At 42.1% G+C, this 23634-nt stretch carries 22 protein-coding genes; 13 read left to right on the top strand and 9 right to left on the bottom strand.

Going from position 1 to position 23634, the window contains the following annotated elements; genetic code table 11:
• Positions 1-228 precede the first annotated feature (228 nt).
• Both LJE72_RS10480 and LJE72_RS10475 read right to left on the bottom strand, forming a co-directional pair.
• Entirely contained in the window at positions 229-906 is a 678-nt protein-coding gene (locus LJE72_RS10480; RefSeq protein WP_229247528.1) for an NAD(P)H-dependent oxidoreductase, read from the bottom strand.
• Entirely contained in the window at positions 903-1463 is a 561-nt protein-coding gene (locus LJE72_RS10475; protein WP_229247527.1) for an NAD(P)H-dependent oxidoreductase, read from the bottom strand. The genes LJE72_RS10480 and LJE72_RS10475 overlap by 4 nt, the downstream gene beginning before the upstream one ends.
• Positions 1464-1593: 130 nt before the next feature.
• On the opposite strand from LJE72_RS10475, the gene LJE72_RS10470 reads away from it, so the two are divergent.
• The 13 genes from LJE72_RS10470 (at position 1594) to LJE72_RS10410 (ending at position 17031) form a co-directional block, all read left to right on the top strand.
• The gene (locus LJE72_RS10470; RefSeq protein ID WP_229247526.1) at positions 1594-2199 is read left to right on the top strand and encodes a TetR/AcrR family transcriptional regulator; all 606 of its coding nucleotides are present in this window, start codon (positions 1594-1596) and stop codon (positions 2197-2199) included.
• Positions 2200-2327: 128 nt separating this feature from the next.
• Complete coding sequence (locus LJE72_RS10465; RefSeq protein WP_229247525.1) at positions 2328-3917, top strand: NAD(P)/FAD-dependent oxidoreductase; 1590 nt, start codon at positions 2328-2330, stop codon at positions 3915-3917.
• A gap of 146 nt (positions 3918-4063) precedes the next feature.
• Positions 4064-4285 (top strand): hypothetical protein, encoded by a 222-nt coding sequence (locus LJE72_RS10460; protein ID WP_229247524.1) that lies wholly within the window; start codon positions 4064-4066, stop codon positions 4283-4285.
• Between the two features lie 278 nt (positions 4286-4563).
• Positions 4564-5466, top strand: a complete 903-nt coding sequence (gene cysK / locus LJE72_RS10455) for a cysteine synthase A (protein WP_282437890.1) — start codon at positions 4564-4566, stop codon at positions 5464-5466.
• A 181-nt stretch (positions 5467-5647) separates the two neighbouring features.
• Positions 5648-6949, top strand: a complete 1302-nt coding sequence (locus tag LJE72_RS10450; RefSeq protein WP_229247532.1) for a putative DNA modification/repair radical SAM protein — start codon at positions 5648-5650, stop codon at positions 6947-6949.
• Positions 6928-7782, top strand: a complete 855-nt coding sequence (locus tag LJE72_RS10445; protein ID WP_229247522.1) for a TIGR03915 family putative DNA repair protein — start codon at positions 6928-6930, stop codon at positions 7780-7782. The genes LJE72_RS10450 and LJE72_RS10445 overlap by 22 nt, the downstream gene beginning before the upstream one ends.
• A gap of 210 nt (positions 7783-7992) precedes the next feature.
• Positions 7993-9174, top strand: a complete 1182-nt coding sequence (locus tag LJE72_RS10440; protein ID WP_229247521.1) for a C40 family peptidase — start codon at positions 7993-7995, stop codon at positions 9172-9174.
• Between the two features lie 623 nt (positions 9175-9797).
• Complete coding sequence (gene buk / locus LJE72_RS10435; RefSeq protein WP_229247520.1) at positions 9798-10859, top strand: butyrate kinase; 1062 nt, start codon at positions 9798-9800, stop codon at positions 10857-10859.
• A 136-nt stretch (positions 10860-10995) separates the two neighbouring features.
• Positions 10996-11904 carry a bifunctional enoyl-CoA hydratase/phosphate acetyltransferase gene (locus LJE72_RS10430; protein WP_229247519.1) on the top strand — a complete coding sequence of 303 codons (909 nt, stop codon included), beginning with the start codon at positions 10996-10998 and terminating at the stop codon, positions 11902-11904.
• Positions 11905-12034: 130 nt separating this feature from the next.
• Positions 12035-13771 (top strand): indolepyruvate ferredoxin oxidoreductase subunit alpha, encoded by a 1737-nt coding sequence (gene iorA / locus LJE72_RS10425; protein ID WP_229247518.1) that lies wholly within the window; start codon positions 12035-12037, stop codon positions 13769-13771.
• Positions 13764-14345 carry an indolepyruvate oxidoreductase subunit beta gene (locus LJE72_RS10420; protein WP_229247531.1) on the top strand — a complete coding sequence of 194 codons (582 nt, stop codon included), beginning with the start codon at positions 13764-13766 and terminating at the stop codon, positions 14343-14345. Before iorA ends, LJE72_RS10420 begins: the two co-directional genes overlap by 8 nt.
• A gap of 493 nt (positions 14346-14838) precedes the next feature.
• Positions 14839-15417, top strand: a complete 579-nt coding sequence (locus LJE72_RS10415) for a hypothetical protein (protein WP_229247517.1) — start codon at positions 14839-14841, stop codon at positions 15415-15417.
• Positions 15418-15441: 24 nt separating this feature from the next.
• Positions 15442-17031 carry a flotillin family protein gene (locus tag LJE72_RS10410; RefSeq protein ID WP_229247516.1) on the top strand — a complete coding sequence of 530 codons (1590 nt, stop codon included), beginning with the start codon at positions 15442-15444 and terminating at the stop codon, positions 17029-17031.
• A gap of 168 nt (positions 17032-17199) precedes the next feature.
• Here LJE72_RS10410 and LJE72_RS10405 read toward each other — a convergent pair whose 3' ends face one another.
• From LJE72_RS10405 to pylC, 7 genes are all read right to left on the bottom strand, one after another.
• Positions 17200-17391, bottom strand: coding sequence for a hypothetical protein (locus LJE72_RS10405; protein ID WP_073033619.1), 192 nt, complete (start codon positions 17389-17391; stop codon positions 17200-17202).
• Positions 17392-17472: 81 nt separating this feature from the next.
• Positions 17473-18312, bottom strand: a complete 840-nt coding sequence (locus tag LJE72_RS10400; RefSeq protein ID WP_229247515.1) for an SPFH domain-containing protein — start codon at positions 18310-18312, stop codon at positions 17473-17475.
• A 258-nt stretch (positions 18313-18570) separates the two neighbouring features.
• Positions 18571-19986 (bottom strand): MocR-like pyridoxine biosynthesis transcription factor PdxR, encoded by a 1416-nt coding sequence (gene pdxR, locus LJE72_RS10395; protein WP_229247514.1) that lies wholly within the window; start codon positions 19984-19986, stop codon positions 18571-18573.
• A gap of 579 nt (positions 19987-20565) precedes the next feature.
• Positions 20566-21306, bottom strand: coding sequence for a vitamin B12 dependent methionine synthase (locus tag LJE72_RS10390; RefSeq protein ID WP_229247513.1), 741 nt, complete (start codon positions 21304-21306; stop codon positions 20566-20568).
• Between the two features lie 8 nt (positions 21307-21314).
• Entirely contained in the window at positions 21315-21644 is a 330-nt protein-coding gene (gene pylSn / locus LJE72_RS10385; RefSeq protein ID WP_229247512.1) for a pyrrolysine--tRNA(Pyl) ligase small subunit, read from the bottom strand.
• A 3-nt stretch (positions 21645-21647) separates the two neighbouring features.
• On the bottom strand, positions 21648-22463 hold the full coding sequence (gene pylD / locus LJE72_RS10380) for a 3-methylornithyl-N6-L-lysine dehydrogenase PylD (protein WP_229247511.1): 816 nt from the start codon (positions 22461-22463) through the stop codon (positions 21648-21650).
• Positions 22464-22481: 18 nt separating this feature from the next.
• A complete protein-coding gene (pylC, locus tag LJE72_RS10375) occupies positions 22482-23627 on the bottom strand; it encodes a 3-methylornithine--L-lysine ligase PylC (RefSeq protein WP_229247510.1) in 1146 nt (381 codons plus the stop codon).
• Positions 23628-23634: the final 7 nt, after the last annotated feature.

The following is a 23634-nucleotide window of genomic DNA, read 5'->3' as shown; positions in this document are numbered from 1 at the left end:
AGGGCCAAGGATACTTGGAGCATAGCTCCTGGGAAAGTAGGTCATCGCCAGGTAACACACAGAGAGACTATCTCTAACGAGATAGTCTCTCTGTGTGTTTATACTGTAACTTAAGATACTTGGGTTCGGGGTTCCACCCGTTCGGGATCCACATTGCTGGAGTTTGCGTCACGAGTCGCAGTGTGGCGAAAAGCTCATCCGCTTTTCGTTCTAGGGGCAAGATACATTTTAACAATAAGGTTGCTTGTAAAGATCCCTTTTTTTCAATCCGCTTTTTCGAGCCATTGTAACCCAGCTTCTGTTGCCAAAGAACATGAAAAGTTGTCTGGAAAACGTGAAATTGAGGCCAATATAGATATTATCCGTCCTTGTAACGTGCTCATGGTTTAGGGTTTCTGCAATTGTTGAAAAAGCATTATTGAGCTTTTGGATAGGTTTTTTCATAAAAGGTGCATCCTTAGCGGCAAACATCATGGGGCCTGCTCCGATCAGCAGGCCGAAACAAAATTCGGCATTGATATGTTGACTGAAACTCTTGATTACTCTGACAGCCTCAAGGTTCAACTCTGGTTCGGGAAACCCGCAGTTAATAATAGCATACACTTTGACTATGTTTCTTACCCCTTTGTTTTCAGTAGAATAACCATAGTAATCTTGTAAGAATCGTGTTAAAATACCCGGCAGACAAAAAAAGTAGAGAGGAAATGAAATAATAATAACGTCAGCCTTTGAAAGTGTTTCGAAAGCCTCAAGCAATTGATGGTGTGAAATGCATTGTCTGACGTCTATAAATGTTTTATTGAAGGCATTTGCGTCAATTCGGTTGCCAACCATTTCTAGGAGTTTCTTAGAGACAGATTGATCTTTCATCTTAGGACTGGCACTGATTAAAACGATATTTTTCATAATAGATTACCCACCCTTCCAAGCTCCATTTTAGTCAATGCCTCAATCATGGTTTCAGGTGTTTCATCGTAGATGATAACCTCTATATTTCTGCGATGTTTTTTTGTAATGTCAATAAAAAGCTGTTTATCATCTTCGGAAATTATGCTACCGTAGCCAATAATAACTGACTTGGGGTATGTGTCATACCTGGGCGGATGCATCGTTGAACCATCTGGTCTTATTTCAAAAAACGGCAACATATTGGGCAAGTATCTGTCGATAACATTTTTAATATTTGCACTGAACTGTCCAAAGATTATGGGGTTTAGATAAATGACCACGTCGCTGGTCATAACGTTTCGGTTGATTTGGGCCATTTTGTCGTTAATAACACATTCCCCAGGTTTTTTGATCCAGCAACCAAAGCAGCCCATGCAAAAGGCCAGGTCATCCGTTCCAACCTCGAATATCTTAATTTCCAAACCCTGGGTATTTAGAAAATTTTCCAGGAGACTTTTCAGATTCTGATAGGTTTTAGTTTGAAACTCCTTATCCGAAATCAATAGGGCTTTCATTTAACTCACTCCTCAATCCCAACAATGTTTACGATGTCAACATTACAATAACACACTATGTTTACGATGTAAACATACTATTGTTTTGTGGTATAATAATAGTATGTTTTTGGAGAGGAAGTATAACCCCTTGGTAAATGAGAGTTATCACCACGAAAATTTAAAATCGGAATTGATTAAGAATGGTTTAAAGCTTTTGGATGAAGAAGGATATGAAAATTTTTCACTGCGCAAAGTGGCAAAAGCTTGCGGTGTAAGTCATACTGCGCCGTACAGGCATTTTAGAAACAAGGATGATTTGATCATTGCGATTACGCTTAAGGCTGAGCATAGATTTAACTCGAGCCTTCAGGAAGCAATTAATAGCTATCCGAACGACATTAAAAGCCAAATCAAAGAAATGGGCTATACCTATGTTAAGTTTTTTGTTGAAAATCCGGAATATTTACGGTTGCTGTTTCGAAGCGACTTAAAAAAACATTTGAATAATGAAAATTGTGAAATCCTTAAAGATAACGTGCAGCCTTTCGGGACATTCTATAATACTATTGTGCGCTACCAATCGGAAAATCAAAGCAATGATGCAGGCTGTATCACTGACTTGAATGCGTTAGTATTAGCCTGTTGGGGTTTGGTACACGGTATTGCGGTCTTAATTTCCACCAAAGATTTTGTCTATGAAGGCGATTATTTAGAACTTACCCGAAAAATACTTTGGAGCGAAACATTTTTATAACTATAGAACTATCTCTCTTCGAGCCATGGCAAACACGCAAGTTCAACTAACGCGACCGTCTGGCCTGAAGACTTGGGCGCGTGCAGTTTTCTTTGAAGACATCAACTAAATCTGTGAGGAGAAACCAATTGATTAAAATTACTGGCTTAAAAGTTGTGCTTACCTATGATTTAAAAATATTAGAAGACATTGTGGCAAAAAGGTTGAATATTGAGCATAGCCGTATAGAGCGCATCAGTATTGTAAAACGAACGGTAAATGCTCGCAACAAACAGGACGTTCATTTTGACATGACCGTTGTCGTATGTGTTTCAGGAGATGAAAACGAAGTGATTTCAATGAACAAGGACAAATTTATCTCCAAAGAAAACGAGTTGAATTATACTGTTCCAAAGGATAGAAAACTTAAAGAGCGTCCTGTGGTTATCGGATGCGGCCCGGCAGGGATGTTCGCAGCATTGATTCTGGCCCAAGCAGGAGCAAGACCCATTCTGCTAGAGCGGGGCCTCGACGTAGATAGCCGCAAGAGAAAGGTATTAAAGTTTTGGAGGACCGGTATTCTTGATACTCAAACTAATGTGCAGTTCGGTGAGGGAGGGGCAGGTGCCTTTTCAGACGGTAAGTTGAAAATCGGACAGAAAAATCCACGTAAGATGAAGGTGCTCAGCGAACTTGTGCAGGCCGGTGCGCCGCCTGAAATTATGTATCTAAGCAAGCCGCATATCGGTACTGACCGTTTGAAGGAAACTGTTAAGGGAATTAGGGAGCAAGTGATACGCTTGGGGGGCGAGGTGCGCTTTAAGGCGACCGTAAAAGAAATACTGTTCAAGGACGCAAAGGTAACAGGTGTGCGTTTTGAAGAAGAGGGTAATATAACCGAAGTTTCTACAGACAATGTTGTTCTGGCCATCGGACATAGCGCACGTGATACATTTGAGAGCTTGCTGAATTGCGGTGTTTATATGGAGCAAAAATCCTTTGCGGTGGGAGTACGTGTTGAACATTCCCAAGAGATGATAGATAAAATTCAGTACGGCGACTTCGCCGGACACCCTGAGCTTGGCGCAGCTGATTACAAAATGGTCGTGCATCTGCAAAACGGAAGGGGCGTATATACTTTCTGCATGTGCCCAGGGGGGACTGTAGTTGCGGCAACTTCAGAGGAAAACGGTCTGACAACGAATGGAATGAGCGAATTCGCTCGGGACGGTAGAAATGCCAATACCGCACTTTTAGTAACCGTCGAGAAGGAAGAATTCGGGAGCGAACATCCACTTGCGGGTTGCGCTTTTCAGCGCAGGATAGAGGCAGCAGCATTTACAGCGGGCGGCGGAGGGTATAAAGCACCGGTACAAAGGTTGGAAGATTTTCTCCAAAAGCGCAAAACAACGGCATTCGGGGATGTACTCCCTACCTATCTTCCGGGGACTGAGTTCGCCGTGTTGGATTCCTTTTTGCCGGAATATATCACAGATTCGCTGCGTCAAGGTATCTTAGAGATGGGGGACTGGATGCCTGGCTTTGCCTACCCGGATGCATTGCTGACGGGGGCCGAAACTCGCAGCTCTTCTCCCGTGCGCATAACAAGAGGGGAGAGCTTAGAAGCCATTGGCTTTAAAGGTCTTTACCCCTGCGGAGAGGGAGCGGGATATTCTGGAGGGATCATATCGGCTGCGGTGGACGGAGTGCTTTGCGCAGAACAAATACTGGGTAGTTAATTCTCTTCCTCATGCATAAACTGCATGGTGGTGGATGTGGCTCGTCGATTAATCATCCTGCGGCGCTAAAGTGTTCGTCACTGGAAGCTGTCATGTGTGACGCTGGGAAAAGCAGAAAAAAACTATCTTCTAACGAGGTAGTTTTTTTGCTTGAGCTATACTTTGTCATGAAGTTCCTGAGTCACATCCTTTCGATGGTAAGTGTTAAACAACAAACAGGTGTATTGAAAAAAATGAAACCTTTATTTAAGCTGATTATTACACCGAATGAAATGAATTATTTTCGAAATGTGTTTGATTCAGCTCTTAATGAATTAAAAGGCAGAGAGCAATACATTCAATATCAGGAACCTCTGTACAAACAATGAGGAACATATTATTTAGTAAGGGCAGTACTATTTCTGCGCTTATTGGTTTATATGTAAAATCATAACAAACTCGAGTGTATTTTAGATTGACGAGAAAAAGACGATCAGCGCTATATACTCCCCCTCGGGGGAGCTTTTTCATGTCTAAAAGAAACGTGGTCGCCATTTGGAGCTTCTGGGTTTAAAGTGGAAGAACCTGTTAATACCAGGACAAGGGTATTGAGAATATATTGAAATGATTGTAAGATTAATTTGAATAAAATGAAGGAGTAGATATGATGATAATTGAAGCTGTTCTGGATATTATTGGGGATACCCCAATGGTTAGTCTGAAGAAACTAACAGCGTTAAACATCTTCGCTAAGGCAGAATATCTAAACCCTGGTGGAAGTATTAAAGACAGAGTTGCCAAACATATGATTGAACAGGCGGAAACTAGAGGGGTTTTGAAGTCCGGTATGACAATAATTGAACCTACTTCTGGTAATACGGGGATAGGCATTGCTTTAGTCGGTGTTCAAAAAGGATATAGGGTAGTCATTGTTATGCCGGAAAATATGAGCGATGAAAGAAAAAAGATCATATTGGCATTAGGTGCAGAGCTAATATTGACTAAAGCGGAAGAAAGTATTGGGGGATCAGTTTTGGAAGTTGAACGACAAAAAGCAAAAGATCCCAATATTTTTGTTCCTCAGCAGTTTGAAAATCCCGATAACCCTCAAATTCATTACCTTACGACAGCTTCGGAAATCTGGGAACAAATGGAGGGCAAAGTAGATATTTTCGTTTCTGGGCTGGGCAGCGGAGGGACTTTGGCAGGAGTGGGAAGATTTATTAAAGAAAGAAATCCAAAGGCTAAAATAATTGCAGTAGAACCTAAAAATGTTTCTGCACTTCTGGGTCATGAGCCGGGATTACATAAGATTCAAGGAATTGGTGACGGTTTCATCCCGAAAGTGCTCGATGTAAATCTCATTGATGAAGTAATTGAAGTTACAGATGACGATGCAATTAGTACTGCCAGAGATCTGGCCAGAGTTCAAGGTATTCTGGTAGGGACTTCTTCAGGTGCTAATGTTTGGGCTTCTATCAAAATGGCTCAAAAGTTTGGTGCGGATAAAAACATAGTGACTGTTTTGCCTGACAGAGTTGAAAGGTATTTTAGTACCTCGCTGATATAAAATTCAAGAAGAATCTTTATTCATGCTTAGAATCTTGAAGATCTCCATTTCTGGGGAGAGCAGTCTATTATGAACGAAATCGAAAGCCGGGAATTACTTTAGCTTCAATTCCCGGCTTTTAGTTCCCTTTGACAAGAACATATGTTTCGTATTATAGTATTATTGTCAGGGGGTGTTGATCATAGATGTCTATAATAAGCTTACAATCTTGTCTGATTCAGCTAAATATGATGTGGCTTGCACCTCTAGCGGTGTGGATAGGAAAGGGAAATTTGGCAGTATCGGAAGTGCTGCCAAAGCGGGAATATGTCACAGCTTTTCAGCGGATGGACGGTGCATATCCTTATTGAAAGTACTCATGACTAATGTCTGCATCTTTGATTGCAAATACTGTGTCAATCGTGTGTCAAATGATATTGTAAGAGTAGCATTTACACCCCATGAATTAGCAGAACTTACGATTAATTTCTACCGCAGAAATTACATTGAGGGACTATTTCTAAGCTCCGGAGTGATTAAAAGTCCCAACCATACGACTGAGCAATTAATTAAAGCGCTTGAATTATTGCGCAGTGTTTACCACTTTAACGGCTATATTCATGTCAAGGCTATTCCCGGAGCAGATAGCGAGCTTATAACACGCTTAGGACTTTTAGCCGATCGGATGAGTATTAACATTGAGTTGCCTTCTCAGGAGAGTTTGACGCTTTTAGCTCCAAACAAAACCAAGGAATCAATACTGCGTCCGATGGGACTGATTACTGCTAAGATCCAGGAAAATTGTACGGATCTTGTGAAATACCGACATGCTTCCAAATTTGTGCCTGCTGGTCAGAGTACACAACTTATAGTGGGGGCAACACCCGATACTGACCATAAAATATTAACTCTTACCGAAGGGCTGTACAAAAAATACCATCTTAAAAGGGTTTTCTTCTCTGCCTACATGCCAGTCGCGGAGAATTCCTTGTTGCCTTCTATGGATACAAAACCGCCTCTCTTACGAGAGCATCGGCTTTACCAAGCTGATTGGTTGCTAAGGTTCTACGGTTTTGAAGCTAAAGAATTGCTTGATGAGCAAAATCCCAATTTCAATTTACAAGTAGATCCTAAGTGCAATTGGGCGCTCAACCATTTGGAGAAATTTCCGTTAGAGATTAATAAAGCGCCTTTTGAGATGCTGTTACGAGTGCCGGGAATTGGCGTGACCAGTGCCCAGCGTATTCTTACGGCCAGGAGAAGTGGTCCCATTGATTTTTCGGGCCTTAAGAAGATTGGTGTTGTACTGAAACGCGCGCAGTACTTTATAACCTGTAAGGGAAAGATCATAGACGGTCTGAAAGTAACATCTGATGGAACTATTAGAGCGTTGATGGCGGATCAGTATAAGCTCCCGTCACCATACCCTGAGCAACTATCATTTTTTAACGAACCCCTCATTACTAGGGAGGATGTGCAACAATGCTTGACGGGACAGATTTAATCTATGCTTATGACGGCAGCTTTGAGGGACTAATGTGTTGCGTCTTTGAAAGCTACCAACGAAAGGAAATTCCCAACATTATTCGCCCCCCTAGTGTTCAAGAGACTCTTTTTGATAGGGCGAAATGGATTGAAACAGACGAACAGAAGGCGGACAGGGTTTATAATTCGATTCCTATGAAGATATCTTCTCAAGCCCAGGAGTTAGTTAAGCTGGGTTTTTTAACATGTGATCCCCACAAAGAAGTGCTAATCTTTCGTTTCTTGCGTTTGGGGTTTAAGCATGGAGGCAAGGTTATGATGATGCTCACCGATGATACGGTTTCTTCCCTCCAAAAGGCAGTACGCCACTTGACGTCAGAATGTCATAAGTTCAAAGGGTTTGTGCGGTTTTCCGTCTACGGTGAAGCACTTGTAGCGGTTATTGAACCCAAAAACTATGTTCTTCCCCTTTTGTCACCGCATTTCTGTGATCGTTACCGCAATGATAGGTTTATGATTTATGATAAAACCCATGGTATGGCCTTGATTTTTCAATCACAAAAAGCAGAGCTGATTTTTGTCGAAGAGCTAACCTTGCCGGATGTTGATTCCGCAGAGCTTGAATACCGCCGTTTATGGAAACAATTCTACAAAACAATTGCCATTGAAGGCAGGAATAACCCCCGGTGTCGAATGACTTTTATGCCGAAACGCTATTGGAATCAAATGACCGAATTCGACGAAATTGTTGGGTTAGCACAATGGCAAGTGGGGGAAACAGGAGCAAAAGAACCCCAAACTTCACTTTGCACTCTGGATGCTCAATCTACCTATAAAATAAGCCCGGATTAAAAGGTCCCAACAAAAGATTAAGTTCATGTTTTAACCGCGATAAAAGAACACCATGCACGTTTTCAATGTGTTAAGGTTTTTTGTTTGCCAAAAACCCTTGGAGAACAGGAGATAAGTGAAAAAATTGGCAAATTAATTCCTGAGCAAACAAGGAATTTAACGAGTTTTGGCGAAATTATAACTAAAGTATTTTTAAGGGGTTTAAGTTAAATGAAAAGGATAAACTCTCTGCATAAAACAACCTTAATCAGCATTATCGGAGTCTTCCTGTTAGTGGCGTCATCGATGCCTGCGCGGGCAGACAACTTACAGCAGCAATTAAATCAATCTCAACAACAAGCCAATCAGTTAAATGGGGTTTTGAAGGCTCAACAAGAAAAAGTTGCCAGTGCAACGACGGAGGTTATGGCCTTAAAACAATCCGTTGAGGTTTTAAATGACAGTATTGATCGGGAACAAGCAAAACTCACGGAGGAACAAAAGAATCTTAAAGATTTGGAAGATCAGCAACAAAAGCTAGAGACAAAACGTCAGGAACACATTAAAGCCTTAGGACAAGTCTTAAGAAGTAACTATGAAGATGGAGTGACTACATACTTGGCTGTCTTGTTTGAAGCTACCAGCTTATCGGATTTTATTGATCGGGCGGACAAGATTCAGATGATTGTCAGTAATCACGGTAAGCTTCAAGAGGAAATTATTAAGTTGAAAGAGACCATGAATAGTCAAATGGGACTTATCGAAGAAAAGAAGGTAGCCATTCAGGCTTCAATTGAGGGTAAGACCGAAACACAGCAAGCTGTGCAACAAGTTCTATATAAACAGCAAGCCGTACTTGATCAATTGAGCAAAGAAGAAAAAGCAGCCCTTAATGCTTCCTTATCGGCTAAAGCAAAGGTTAACCGAATACAACAATTAATTGAACAGGAAAAGCTTGAAGCTGAATATGCAGAAAAAGAGAAGAATTCCCCAGGAACATCATCGGGCGGAGGGGGAGTCGTTGGTACGGTCACTGTTTCGGGCGGAGCAAAACAAGTACTAAACTATGCTTCTCAATTTTTAGGAATAAAGTATGTTTGGGGCGGAACAACCCCCTCACCGGGTTTTGATTGTTCGGGATATGTGCAATATGTATACCGTAACAGTGGCATATCACTGAGTAGAACTTCAGAACAACAGTTTAAAAATGGAATTTCGATTTCGAAATCAGATTTAAAGCCAGGCGATTTAGTGTTTTTTGCCACATATTCTTCAGGAGCTTCCCACGTTGGAATTTACGTCGGAAATAACACCATGATACATTCGTCTTCTGGCGGGGTTTCCTACGATGACATGACTAGTTCTTATTGGGCTAAACGTTATCTTGGGGCTCGGCGTGTTATTGCTCCTTAACAATTAAATCAACTTTGGATGTGGATATTTGAAGGGGCTCAACTTATAGTACTTGAAAGGAAGGCGTTTCCTGCGTGATATAGTATCAGCGCAAGAACGCTTTTTTTGCCTTGAAATCCTTAGAGATAACCATGAAAAATAAGGCATCTCTTCTGTATAGGAAAGAATAATTGGCGTTACTTGAAAGTATTTATCAATTCCGAGAGGGGCCGTAACGAAACTTGAGATTTTTTCAAGCTGGTGGTGGGTTATCCCAAAATAGAGGACTGTACACCTTTGAAGTGGTGAACAGTCCTCTAATATATCAGGGGATTGCAAATAGAGTGGAGATGTAATAAACCGGAAAACAAGTTTCGTTAGATCCCCTTCGGATTTCCACTTCGGTGGGGGTAAGAATCCTCTACCGAAGCCCCGATGTTCAGCTTAAGCTGAACGAGTTCACTCGAGTAATTGTATTGGTTCGATTCGAAGATAATATTTATTTAAGTAATCGACTTAGATGTTTGGGCTTGATTTTAAACCCGTATTTGTATAAGGGCTTAATTGAAGTTTTGATTTTATGATATAATTAAACAGTTTGTTATTGATATATCGACAAATGGATTTAAATAGGGGGATAATACTTGAAAGTACTTGCTATAAATCCGGGGTCAACATCCACGAAAATTGCAGTTTATGAGAATAAAACTTGTCTTTGGAAATCTGGAATTGACCATCCTGCCAGTGAGATCCAAACATTCTCACACGTAAGTGACCAATATGAATATCGAATTGAGCACATTTTAAAATTATTAAAAGAAAAGGGAATTCCAGTGGAATCCTTTGATGGAATAGTTGGCCGAGGAGGTATGCTGAAACCTCTTGTTGGAGGCACTTACTTAGTTGATCAATATCTTGTTGATAGCTTAAAAAACGCGACTAGTGGAGAGCATGCTTCTAATTTAGGGGGTATTATTGCGTTTCACTTAGGACAGAGGATTAATGTTCCTGTCTATATAGTCGATCCCGTTTCCGTTGATGAAATGGAACCGGTAGCTAGGTTTTCAGGATTTCCGGAGTTAGCTCGGCTAAGCCAATCTCATGCTTTGAACATGAAGGCCGTCGCTCGTAAGGCCTCTCGTATGCTGGGAAAAGCTTATCATGAGGCGAATCTGATTGTTGCCCATTTAGGCGGAGGAATTTCTGTATCACCCCATCGCAAAGGAAAAATGATTGATGTGAATAATGCCAATAATGAAGGACCGTATTCTGTTGAACGGTGTGGAACCTTGCCTTGTTCACAACTAGTCAAACTATGCTATTCCGGGAAGTATTCAGAGAAGGAAATGAACACAAAAATTCTTAAAGAAGGCGGTTTGTTCGCCTATCTCGGGACAAAAGATGCTCGAGAGGTTGAGAAACGTATGGATGAAGGAGACTCCTATGCCAAGCTGGTATTAGAAGGCTTATGTTATCAAGTTGCTAAAGAAATCGGTGCAATGGCCACGGTGCTGGCGGGTGAGGTTGATCAAATCGTCTTAACCGGAGGGCTTGCTTATTCAGAGTTCATCACTCGAGAAATTATTCGAAGAGTGTCTTTTATTTCCTCAGTTACTGTGATTCCCGGAGAAGAGGAAATGGAAGCCTTAGCTCTTGGTGCGTTGCGAGTCCTAAATGGCGAAGAACAAGCATTAACTTATAAATGAAACTTACTTCAGGCGGAGTTTAGCTGAACTTATCTAGAGACTTAGCGGCATTTATCTCTCGACGGCCATGAACGACCGAGTGTCGCTGTAGTCATCGGATAAATTATTACAGGGTAATGAAAATGGGGTGTATAGAATGCGCTTTAGCGGGTTTGATGCTTTATTCGACAGAGCAAAGAGTTTAGGCAAGACAAAGGTTGCCGTAGCCGCGGCCGCAGATAAAGAAGTCATGGAAGCTATCAAATTAGCGGTGAGAGAAGAACTAATTATCCCTGTTCTGATAGGCGATGTTGAACAAATCAAACGACTGGCGGTTGAAATTAAATTCAGTTTGGAACGTGTCGAGTTGGTTGATGAGCCAAATGCATTGGAGGCGGCAAACAGGGCAGTTGACTTCATCGTTGATGGAAAAGCACATTTCTTGATGAAGGGGCTTATCAACAGTTCGGATTTTTTACGCGCTGTACTTCGCTCAGAACGAGGACTTCGAACTGGGCGTTTACTTAGTCACTTGGCAGCCTTTCAAGTTCCAGGGTTTTCACGGTTATTGTTTGTTACCGACGGAGGGATGAATATTGCGCCTAGCTTAGTTCAGAAGAAGGAGATACTAGAAAATAGCTTATTATATTTGCAGGGTATAGGAATGGATTTGGTAAATGTAATTGTCTTGGCAGCCAACGAGATGGTGGATTCAAAAATGCCGGCGACCATGGATGCTCAGGCACTAGCTGAGATGAGCCGAGCAGGGAAATTTTCGGGGGCAATTGTAGAAGGTCCACTGGCTCTCGATGGAGCATTAAGTGCAGTTGCCTTGAAACATAAAGGGATTAGCAGTCAGATTAATGGCGAGGTGGATTTGTTCTTGACTCCTACCATAGAAGTGGGCAACGTCTTAGGGAAATCGATGGTTTATTTTGCCGGGGCGACAATGGCAGGGATTATCCTTGGAGCTCAGGTTCCTATTGTACTGACATCAAGGAGTGACACTCCAAGAAGCAAGTTTATGGCCTTGACTATGGCTGCTTTAAGTCGAACAATACCCTAAATTGAACCATTATCTTATTGAGATTAATCTGGCCTCTTACATTTTTTTGTTATCTGAGTTAAAATGCTTACATGGACAAGGTTTAGTACAATTTTGATCATTTCCACTAAGGGGGGAGACTAGAGAAGGCATGAAAACATTAATGACAGGCAATGAGGCAATTGCTCGGGGTGTCTACGAATATGGTGTCAGCGTTGCTGCAGCCTATCCTGGTACACCAAGCACGGAAATCCTCGAAAATATTGCGAAATACCCAGAAGTTTACAGTCAGTGGTCGCCAAATGAGAAGGTAGCGATGGAAGTAGGAATTGGGGCAGCTATTGCCGGCGCTCGCGCTATTGTTGCCATGAAAATGGTTGGCGTTAATGTAGCCGCCGATCCCCTTTTCACAGTGGCTTATACAGGAACGCGCGCCGGCTTAGTCTTGGTATCAGCTGATGATCCTGGAATGCACTCCTCACAAAACGAGCAGGACAATAGACTATATGCGGCGTTTGCTAAGATACCTTTGCTAGAACCCTCGAACTCCCAGGAGGCTAAGGACATGGTTGGCTTAGCGATGGATATTTCCGAAGCCTTTGATACTCCGGTTATGATACGAATCACAACTCGCATAGCGCATTCCCAAAGTTTAGTAGAGCTGAAGGATCCTCAAGAACGACAAGTTAGAACCTTTGAACGGAACCCGCGTAAGTACGTCATGCTTCCGGCAAATGGACGCGCCCGACGTTTAGTGGTCGAAGAAAGGATGTATAAACTAGCAGCCTATACCGAAAGGGTAGCTGTCAATTATATGGAACTGCAAGACCTGACTATTGGTATCATCACTTCGGGAATTTCGTATCAATATGTCAAAGAAGCTCTTCCCGCGGCGTCCATCCTCAAATTAGGATTAACCAATCCCTTACCGTCTGGATTAATCAAAGAGTTTGCTGCAAAGGTAGATAAGCTTTATGTTGTCGAGGAATTAGAACCTTATATGGAAAAGGAAGTCCGTCTTTTAGGAATCAATGTTATAGGGAAAGAACTCTTCCCTCCTTATGGTGAACTCTCCGTTCGTATGGTATCAGAAAAGATCAGCGGCCAACTCGGGATAACGGTGGCCCCTGCTTTTGACTCTCCGATTCGTCCACCTGTCATGTGCCCCGGTTGCCCACACCGCGGAATGTTTTTTACCCTGAAACAACTTAAACTCATTGTTTCCGGTGATATTGGCTGTTACACTCTGGGAGCCATGGCTCCACTTGAAGCCATGGATACTACTATCTGCATGGGGGCGTCAATATCTGCAGGCTTAGGAATGATTAAGGCCCATCCGGAAATGGCAGAAAATATGGTCGCTGTAATTGGCGACTCAACTTTTCTGCACTCAGGCATTACCGGCCTAATGGATGTAGTTTATAATGGAGCAAATCTAACTACGATCATACTGGACAACTCTATCACCGCCATGACAGGACACCAGGAAAACCCTTCTACAGGTAAGACTCTCATGGGTCAGCCAGCTCCTCAAGTCGACTTTGTTGCCTTATGTAAGGCCTTGGGAGTAAAGCGAATTACTGAGGTTGATCCTTTTGACTTGGCAAGTGTTAAGGAGACTATCAAGACTGAAGTTGCCGTTCCCGAACCCTCAGTGATCATTGCCCGGCGTCCATGTGCCCTTATTATCAAAAACACTGAAAAACCACTCCAAGTCCAAGACTGCAACGGGTGTAAAATGTGCTTGAAGTTGGGATGTCCAGCAATCTCCTTTGATCAGGAAAACAAAACAGCCCAAGTTGACCAAGCCCAATGTACAGGGTGTGGAGTGTGTATTAATGTCTGTAAATTCAATGCCTTGCGAAAGGCCGGTGATCTTAATGCCTAAAATTATTAATGTTTTACTTGTGGGAGTCGGTGGCCAAGGAACAATTTTGGCCTCCAAAGTTTTAACTCATGTCGCTATTGCTGAGGGTTATGAAGTTAAAATGTCAGAGATCCACGGTATGGCTCAACGGGGCGGATCAGTAGTAACTCAAGTCCGAATGGGAGAAGGCGTATATTCTCCGGTCATCGAACCGGGAGAAGCAGACTTTATCGTGGCCTTTGAGCAGTTAGAAGCTTATCGGTGGGCTCACTTCTTAAAAAAGGACGGCGTCATGATCGTTAATACTCAAAAAATTGTACCTTTAACCGTACTCATCGGAGCATCAACTTACCCCGAAAATATTCTTAGTGACCTTAAAGAGCGAGTAGGGCGTTGTATTGGATTGGACGGATTAAAATTAGCTTCCGAAGCTGGCAATGCCAAAGCCACGAACGTTGTGCTAATGGGAGTTCTCTCTCAATACATGGATTTCCCTGAGGATTCTTGGCAAAATGCACTTGAGGCAAGAATCCCAGCTAAGCTGCTGGAATTAAACCAGAAAGCTTTTGCTTTTGGGGTTGCCGAGGCAAAGTAGGGATTATTAAAAAGCTGGAACGCCGTTAGGTGGACCAGCTTTTTGTTCCGGGCTACAACAGATAGAATCCAAATATTATCGTAAGTAGGTATATTATTTATTAACAAGCATGATTTAGTATTTGTATTCGCCAGGGACTTTGTTTAAAGCTCTGGTATTTTTTATAATAATTTGTATTTATAGCAGGAATAATTAGGAAAAGTATTGAATTCTATGTTTAATAAGATGATTGTAACATATTACGATTACCAAGTAATATTTTACACGAATTACCAATTGTAAAAGATTGGGATGACAGTTACAATTGGCTAGACATCAGTTTGAGTGATAGTTGATTAGCTTAGAATTGATACAGTAGAAACATGAACTTTGGCTCCATCCTATCAAAAAATGCCAGCCACAGATAAATAAAGGGCATTATTTGGTTTTGCTTTTTCGATAAGTCGAAACACAAATAATAGACGAAAACGTTTATAAGGGAAGAGGAGGTGCCTTGAATATTGATACCATGACAATCCTATTCAATATATGTTTAGTAACGGGGTTTGCTGTACCAATACTAAGTCTGTTAACAGGTGTATTCGGGTCAATACTCGATGTGGATTTTGACTTGGATACAAATCATGATTTTGATGGACTCGTACCATTCAATTTAATGTCGACTTGTTTTGCATTGATTGTTTTCGGGTCACTCGGAAGATTGTTTGCGCCATACATGATCAATACGGTATTCACAGTAGTAATTATTGCGTTGTTAGCGTTAGTATCATTTGTAGCCTATATAGTGTTATACAAATATGTGATAGTTAAGTTAAAACGTAATAATCCTTTAGCAATAACGAGTGATGATATAGTAGGGGCAGTAGGGAAATTAACGTTGAGGATTACAAAGGACAGTGATGGTGTTGTATCCGTTTTGGATAGTACAGGAGCCTCCATATCCTACAGGGCTAGGGTATGTGATTTCTATAAGCTTGACGATACTGGGAGGATAGACCAAGGAACAGAAGTTGTAATCACTGGGGTTGATAAAGATGCAAATATTTATTATGTGCATCCGTTATATGAATAGACAAATGAAGTGGAGGTAGATTTAATGTTTAGTTCGGTCTTTGGGGTTGTAGGGATAATTTTGTTAGGTCTTATTTTGATCATCGTGGCGGTATTGAGTACTTGGAAAAAAATACCATCAGACAAAGCGGCTGTAATTGTAGGGTTAGGCAAGCCTAAGGTAGTTACTGGTGGTGGTACTATGGTAATCCCGATTATACAGAGAATGGATGTCATCACACTAGAGAACATTATGTTTCCGGTAGAAATCAGACAAACTAAGACGGCATTAGGGGTACCACTTAATGCAGAGGGCATCGTTGTAATTAAGGTTAAAAATGATCAAAATAGTATTTTAGCAGCTGTGCAACAGTTTAATTCTGCAAAAGAAGAACAAACCTTAATGACAATCAGAACCCAGGCATCTGAAATATGTAAAGGGAAGCTTCGTGAAATTGTATCATCCATGAGTGTAGAGGATATCTACAATGATAGGGAAAGTTTTTCAGCTAAAGTACAACAGGTAGCGGGAACTGAACTGGGTGAAATGGGTCTTGAGCTCAAATCATTTACGATCAATGATATCACGGATGATGAAGGATATATTGAGGCTCTAGGTAAAGAACAAATCGCAAAGGTCAAATCATCGGCTGCTATTGCAGAAGCTGAAGCGGCTAAAGAACGTGAAATTCGTACGGCAGACGCTCTTAGAGAACAGCAAATTAAAACGGCAGAGGCTCGTAAACTGGGTAAACAGGCAGAGCTGGGGGCAGAGGCTCAAATCGCTGAGGCAGAAAAAGATAAAGAGTTAAAAATACTCACGTACAAAAGAGACCAAGAAACACAGAAAGCCGTAGCGGATGCTGCCTATCAGATTCAGAGTAATATTACATCTAAAGAAGTTAAGAATACTGAAATGGATGCACTTGTGCTTGAGAAACAACGTGATAAAGAAGTAGCTGAAGCACAAGTACAGGTACTGATCATCACTGAAGAAAAGAACATTGAGCTTGCTAAGAAGAGGGCTGAGAGAAAAGAAGCTGAGCTATCAGAGACAGTTGTTAAGCCTGCTGAAGCAGCTAGACAAAAACAACTATTAGAGGCAGAAGGGAGAAAGTTTGAGCAAGTTAAAGCGGCGGAAGCCGAGGCGGAAAAACTCCGCTTAGAGGGTGAGGCTCAAGCTAGTGTCATTGAAGCTGTGGGTAAAGCGGAAGCCGGTGCCATAAGGGCGAAGGGATTAGCGGAAGCTGATGCACTCGCGGAGAAGGCTGAAGCACTTGCAAAAATGGACGAGGCTGGTAAACTCCAGATGGTTATTGAGAAACTTCCTGAAATCGCTAGAGCAGTTGCGGAGCCTCTATCTAGAATTGATAAAATCACAATCATTGGTGGCGGCGGCGGTTCAGATGGAACATCTGAAGTATCGAGATACACAGTGGGAGCACTTAAGGCAGTAACAGAGTCACTAAAGGAAACGATTGGGTTTGACCTTATGGATGTAATGAAGGCAAACACATTCGATGCTAAGACAACCAAGAACCTTAACATTGACGTAAAGGGTCTGCCGGAGGGTCTAGGATTAAGCAAGGAGACTATAAGTGCTACTGTAGATAAAGTATTCGACGATACTAAGTAAAAAACCAAAGCTTAATAAAAAGTGTTAATAAGTAGGGTGTTCCCTAGGTAATTGAGTATGCAGAAGCTTGTCAATGTAGAGTAGTTAGTATCATATTATCATATCCGTATAAGCCCAAACAAAAGAAGCCGGAACGCTGCTAGGCGCTCCAGCTTCTTTTGTTTGGGCTTATACCTCTTTTGACGTCTGGGAATCTTCAGTGCTACTATGCTCTTGTAAACGTCCTGCCCGTCGGACTGCGTCCCGGAGCAAAAATTCGATATGTGCATTGGCACTTCGAAATTCATCGGCTGCCCAGCGTTCTAAGGCTACATAAAGTTTAGGATCAAGGCGTAAGGGGAATTGTTTTTTTGTTGCCATAGTTATCCACATCCAATATCAAGCTGCTAATTCTTTGTACTGTCGGAATGTATAAATCGCTTAGTGCAGCAAATTTTCACATTAATACATAGTTCCGGTATTAATGACAGGTTGGCTTGAACGTTCAGAAACGATGGAAACGAGCAGGTTATTAATCATTGCGGCCTTGCGCTCTTCGTCAAGTTTTACGACACCATCATTTTCCATTCTTTCAATAGCCATCTGAACCATACCGACAGCACCTTCGACAATAATTTGGCGGGCAGAGAGGATGGCGGAAGCCTGTTGACGTTGAAGCATTGCGCCTGCAATTTCAGTAGCATAGGCTAAATGAGTAAGGCGAGCTTCGGTCACTTCCACACCGGCAAGCTTAAGTCGTTGCTGGAGTTCTCTCATTAATTCGGCTGAAACTTCTTCTGGATTCCCTCTTAGCGAGAAACCTGAACCTTCATAGCTGTCATAAGCGTAACGCGTAGCTACGTGTCGCAAGGCAGTTTCGCTTTGAATCTCCACAAATTGTTCGTATTTTTCAACGTCGAAGACAGCTTTAGCGGTATCAACAACCCGAAAGACAACGACTGCAGCAATTTCAACTGGATTACCCTCAATGTCATTGACCTTTAGAGTTTTGCTGTTGAAATTTCGAACCTTTAAAGAAACTCCTTTGCGAATAGCTAATGGAACACTTAACCATAGGCCAGGTTCGCGGAGTGTTCCGAGATAGCTTCCAAAAAAGACCAAGGCATAGGACTTATTAGGTTGAACGACAATAATTCCAGTTGCCAGGAAAATAGACATAATAATCAGAGGGATACTAACTAAATTCTTCTGGACGACTAAGGCAATTCCACCGATCATCAGGGCAAGCATAAGAATCAGAGCAAGATAACCATTGACAGCCCAAGCTTTTTTTTCTATCATTTAAATTTCCTCCTTGAGTTCATATCGATATTAATATGATATCACTTTTTGGCGATATGTAAAGCGTTATCTATGTTTTCTTAAACTGAAAGATTTACCATTAAAGAGGAACATGATTTAACTATAAAGGACATTTAATTATAAAGGACCGAGGCTTTATTTTGCCCCGGTCCTTTATAAGGATAGTTGGGAGATCTGCCGGAACAAAACAGAAGAACTCTGAATTCCGATCTCTTTTTATTTTTTCCGTCTGTACCATCACATTTCTAATGTTTTAATAATTTCTTTCAATGCACAAGCAAACTCAATGCAAGCTCCTTCTAGATCTTCTTCTGGTATAGAATTAAACCCAAAGAGGAAGATGTTTTCCGATGCTTTTTGCTGGTTCCGCCAATGGTCTTTCGTCCCATAAATTCCATAGCCTCTCAATCTCATCTTCGTGATCAGGCCTTCTTGACTCGTGCATCCCGGAATTTGTATCAAGGTATGAGAACCTGCCGGTGCCGGGAAAATCTTAACGACACCTGCAAGATGTTCTTTTATCACTTTGTTAAATATTCCGTATTTTTTTCTGTTTGACAGCGACATTTTGCGTACATGTTTTTCGAGATGCCCATCTCTGATAAAATACGCCAGTGCCTTCTGATAATAAGTCGGAAGCGCCGAATAATAATACTTGTATTTATCTTCATATATTTCCATAAGTTTGTATGGGAGGACAAAATACGCACACCGAAGAGACGGAGAGAGAACCTTCGATAATGTACTCAAATAAATCACATTCTGCCCAGTGCTTAAAGACTGAATAGAGGGAAGGGGTTTTTCTCCATATAAAAACTCATTGTCATAATCATTTTCGATAATATAGGCGCGGTTCTTTTGGGCCCATTCCAAAACCTGCAAACGTTTTGGCAAGGATGTAGTGACTCCGGTAGGAAATTGATGGGATGGCGTTAAGTAAAGTAGATGACACATGGAGTTTTCTAGGACATCAATATCGATCCCTAGATCGGTCATGGGTAGCTCTTTGATCGAATATCCTTTATTCGTAAATATTCTTTGCATTCCAATAAAGCTGGGGTTTTCCACACCTATTGTATGTACTTTCTCATGTAATATTTCGGTAATAATATCCATAGCATATTGTGTGCCGGCGGAAATGACGATTTGCTCCCAACTGCATTTTACCCCCCGGCTGTTGTTGATGTAATCGCACAGACTTTTCCGTAATTCTACATTTCCTTTGTTGCATTCATATGTGATTTTCGTGGAACAGGATTCCTCCAACATTGCGTGCTGCATGTACTTTCTCCACTTCGTCCACGGGAAAAAACTTGACTCAATGCTCTCATAATTGAAATCATACTTCAGCGGAACAATAGACTCCCCTACTACTTCTTTTTGTCCCTTTATATATAACACGCTCGATCTCGGTAAAGTTAACAAGTTCTCCACATAATAGCCGCTTCCCTGAACCGACCGGATATATCCTTCCTCCAGTAGCTGCTGATATGCCCTGCTCACGGTATTGATGCTGATGTGCAGTTCTTCCGACAATACACGAATCGGCTTAAGAGCGTCGTTTGTTTTGAGATCACCTTGTATAATACTCTGCCGTAAAGCCTCAAATAGCTGTTCATACAAAAACGGTCCAATTTTATCCAGCAAGAGCATGGAAATCCCTCTCTTTCCAATTCTGGATATTAACAATATTCTTGGTTCAGATGGGTTTTTTACCCCACCTGAACCTTAGAAGATGTTATCCAGGAGCCTTAGTGCCACTTATCCGACGTCCATGGAGGGACTAGTGTCGCTGTAGCCAAGGATGGCGAGAAGCGACCCGCCGCTTGAAGAAGCGGAGGGGTTAGTGGCCAGTTAGCTATCGGATAAATCCTGTAATCATGATAATGTAGCATACCACCGGAAAAAACCCTCATCATTTTTTCACATTGCAAACCAGCTGACTCAGAGAAAAAAATGACGCTCTTCTGGGAAATAGGTTAAACCTACCCCGGAAGAGCGCCGTTGCTCAGAGAAAATACCTTACTAATAAGCCATTCATAAAGTAAGTCATTCATAAAGCTACGATGGTTTTCTTGAATTAACTTACCATCACAATATATGATAAAATTTTACTAGTCAATAGTTTTGAACTATTGAATATTGTATTTTGGCTTAACGATTGAATCAGGTAACTGAGTATGTTATTAAATGTACCTGGCAAATTGACGCCGGATATGTTGCATAAACTTATTATGCCATCTTTCTTCCCGCCTTACAATACATACAGGTTTTCCCTGAGGATAAGCAGTTCCCGCAATCATTTCCGACGAAGTTTTGTTTACTGTTTGTGACCAGAAAGAACCCAGCATAACTCTTTATGGGCGACATAAAACCACTGTCCAGCAATTTTAAACTGATTTTCTCGCCATCCAATATGGCAAAAAATTGCTCCAACTGTGAAATATCCATACCGAAAAAACCCGGTCCAAAATTATCGGAAACATACCTGTCTGTATTGCAACTCAATCCCTGCAAATATTGTCTTAATATTTCCTGCCCGGCGTCCATGTATGCATTTTGCCACATATCATAGTAAACTTGATTCAGGATACTGGCTTCGCTCAAATTTAGTTCTCCAACTGTTAACAGGTAGATGTATATTCGCTCAATTTCCTCGGCGGGAATCTGAGCAAGAGCATTGCAAGCAAACAGTTTTCCGTCCAGCAGCATATTAATTCCTTCAACACAAGTTTTTTCGTATTCTGAGATCAGAGCCTTGATTTCCAGCTGATGGTACACATCATTCAAACTTCTTAATGATCTTTCAATTATTCTCTCAGCTACAGGTTTTCCTCTGTTATACCCGCACATGTCTCTAAAATTCTTTTCCGCGAGTTCCTTTCCCTGATCCTTATCTAAATGAATTATATGGTTTTTCATGCCCAACTCCGACAATCGGTTTTTTTGAGTTTCCGTAAATTCTATACTCATACCGTCACCTATTTTCTGGCATCCGTAAATACCGTCTGGGAATATTTCGTCAGTTTCCATTCCGGGATCTTGCACTTTTTACAGGGATTTTTACACCAACGATTGCGCAGCCATCTTGCGCTCCGGCTATTTTTCGAATCCCACGCGACAAAGGATTCTCCACAGTGTGTCGTCACCACCATGGTCTTACCTCTGTTTTCTAATGATTTTACACCGTGAAGGGTTCCGGACCGGGACGGCCATAGTTTGACCTTATTGATCAATTGGAATAGCTTCTGATTTTTATAGATATACCTTACGACTTTTTGTTTTTTGGTTTCCTTTATCTTTTGGTCCATATCTTAACCCTCTAACTGTTTCATACAATTAAAATACATGGTTATGATCCCAAGCTCCAATGGATTATGTATTACGGTGGCTTTTTCTCTGGCTGCAGCTGTCGCTCCGCAGGGCATACCCGGTGCCGCAATGATTGTTTTTTCGGTCACGTCTTCTCCCGTAATAAAATCGCCTGTCGTACCGGCATCGATGATATAGGTGAACTGATGGATTGGGGCAGGGGAAGAAATCCATGCGGAATGCTCCAAAGTTGCTGCCAAGGAAGCTGCTTTGTTATTGTCCAAATCGCAGATTACTGGTATCGCATGTTGTTCAGCAATGTAATGGGCCGCCGCTTCTCCCACCGGGCCGGCTCCGATTATCAGTACGGGTTCCTGCCGAGGATTTATTCCTTGTTTTCTCATAGCCTCGATGATTGCCGCTGCAAAGCCCCTTCCCGTGGCCCAGCCATTGTCGGAGTGCACGGCACTCCCAATCCCCAAGGCCGCGCACACGCAATCGTCGGCAAGAAATGCGATGCCGCATTTTGACCGATAGGCTTGTTGGAGACCGGCAACGTCCGTTTTCTCCGCAATCAAGGTTTCCACCCGGCAGTGACGAAGAATGGCTCCCACCGCTTGTGAGAATCCGGTGATAATGCCCAGTCCGCTCGTAACGGAAATGACGGCGGTCTTGATTCTCTTTGTATTTTCCCTTAAACCCACCGCTTTTTGAGCAATTTCCTCCATGGAATAGCCTGTTTGACTGATAAACTGATCTTCATAATCCTGAAGTTGAGTTTCAATCAAATCAATATCAGATTCCAGCAGTCTCGACATACCTCCGTACTCCTCTCATTATTCAATAAACTCCCAGTCCTCGATCCCCAACCCTTTCTTCAATTGCTGAATAAACATGAGAAATGTTTCGTGGGCTTGCTGTTCGGTTTCCCCGGTAACGATAATAATTCCTTTCCAGTCAGTGCTGCCTTCTTCATAGTCGGTGATGGCTTCTGTGCATCCAAAGAATCTTTGGCGAATCTTCAATTGGCGGCAAGCCCCAATGATATGTTCTCCCGTGACTTTAATTTTTCCGTCCCAAACCTGTATCTGCTGGTACAGACAAACCTGTTTTGCCGGAAGAATCCGGATGCTCTCGGGGTTTCCTAATGCCAGCTCGGTCATCATTTCCACCATATTCATCCCCGTTGAATGATATACGCTGATGGGGGTCTGGCTTGGCAGCCTGGCATCAATCTCTAGTATTTTCAGTTTTCCTGCCTGGCTGATAACTTCAATGTCGAAAATGCCCTTAATTTTCAGGATTTCCGCCAGCCTTTCACCGATCTCCAGCATCTGTTGCTTTTCCTGCCCTGCCAGATTGGCAGGAGCAACGATTCGTTTGCAGTCATAGTCCTCGTCTACTATAACTTCTGTAATCTGAGGAAAATAGAAACGTTTTCCGTCTCCGACCACTTCCAGAGAATAAGAGGGGCCCTCCACATATTCCTGAATGACAGTATGAATGTTTTTATGGGTTTCCAGGTATTCTTCTACCTCGCGACGACAATAAGCCTTCCTTACATGCTTGCTGCCACTTTCCCCGTCCGGCTTTAAAATAACAGGGAAGACACAATCCGGATATATTGCGGGTATGGGCAGACAGTTTTTTTGAAAAAGTTCAAGGGAGCGATGTTTGGAACGGGAAATATTGTACGCATTCACATCAAACATGACTTTAGTGCCCATTTTCCTTCCGTACTCCTCCACTTTGGCAATGACTTCATGATCCTCTATTGCCGGCAGCACGACATCCGCTTTCAAAAACAGCGGAAGCATCCCTTCTTCATCAAAGACCTCCGCTTTGACAAATTCGTCAGCCAGATCTCTGCCGGGAGCATCCCCATTGTGATCCAAAGCTGTAACATGATACCCGGCCTTTTTCGCCAGATATATTGCCTCAACTCCTTGCAATTTCGCACCGATGACTAGTATGTTTATCATGAAATCC

The sequence above is a fragment of the Desulfosporosinus shakirovi genome (assembly GCF_020595055.1).
GTDB lineage: Bacteria > Bacillota > Desulfitobacteriia > Desulfitobacteriales > Desulfitobacteriaceae > Desulfosporosinus > Desulfosporosinus shakirovi.
The sequence above is the reverse complement of the archived record's forward strand: the minus strand, read 5'-3'. Positions and strand labels throughout refer to the sequence as shown.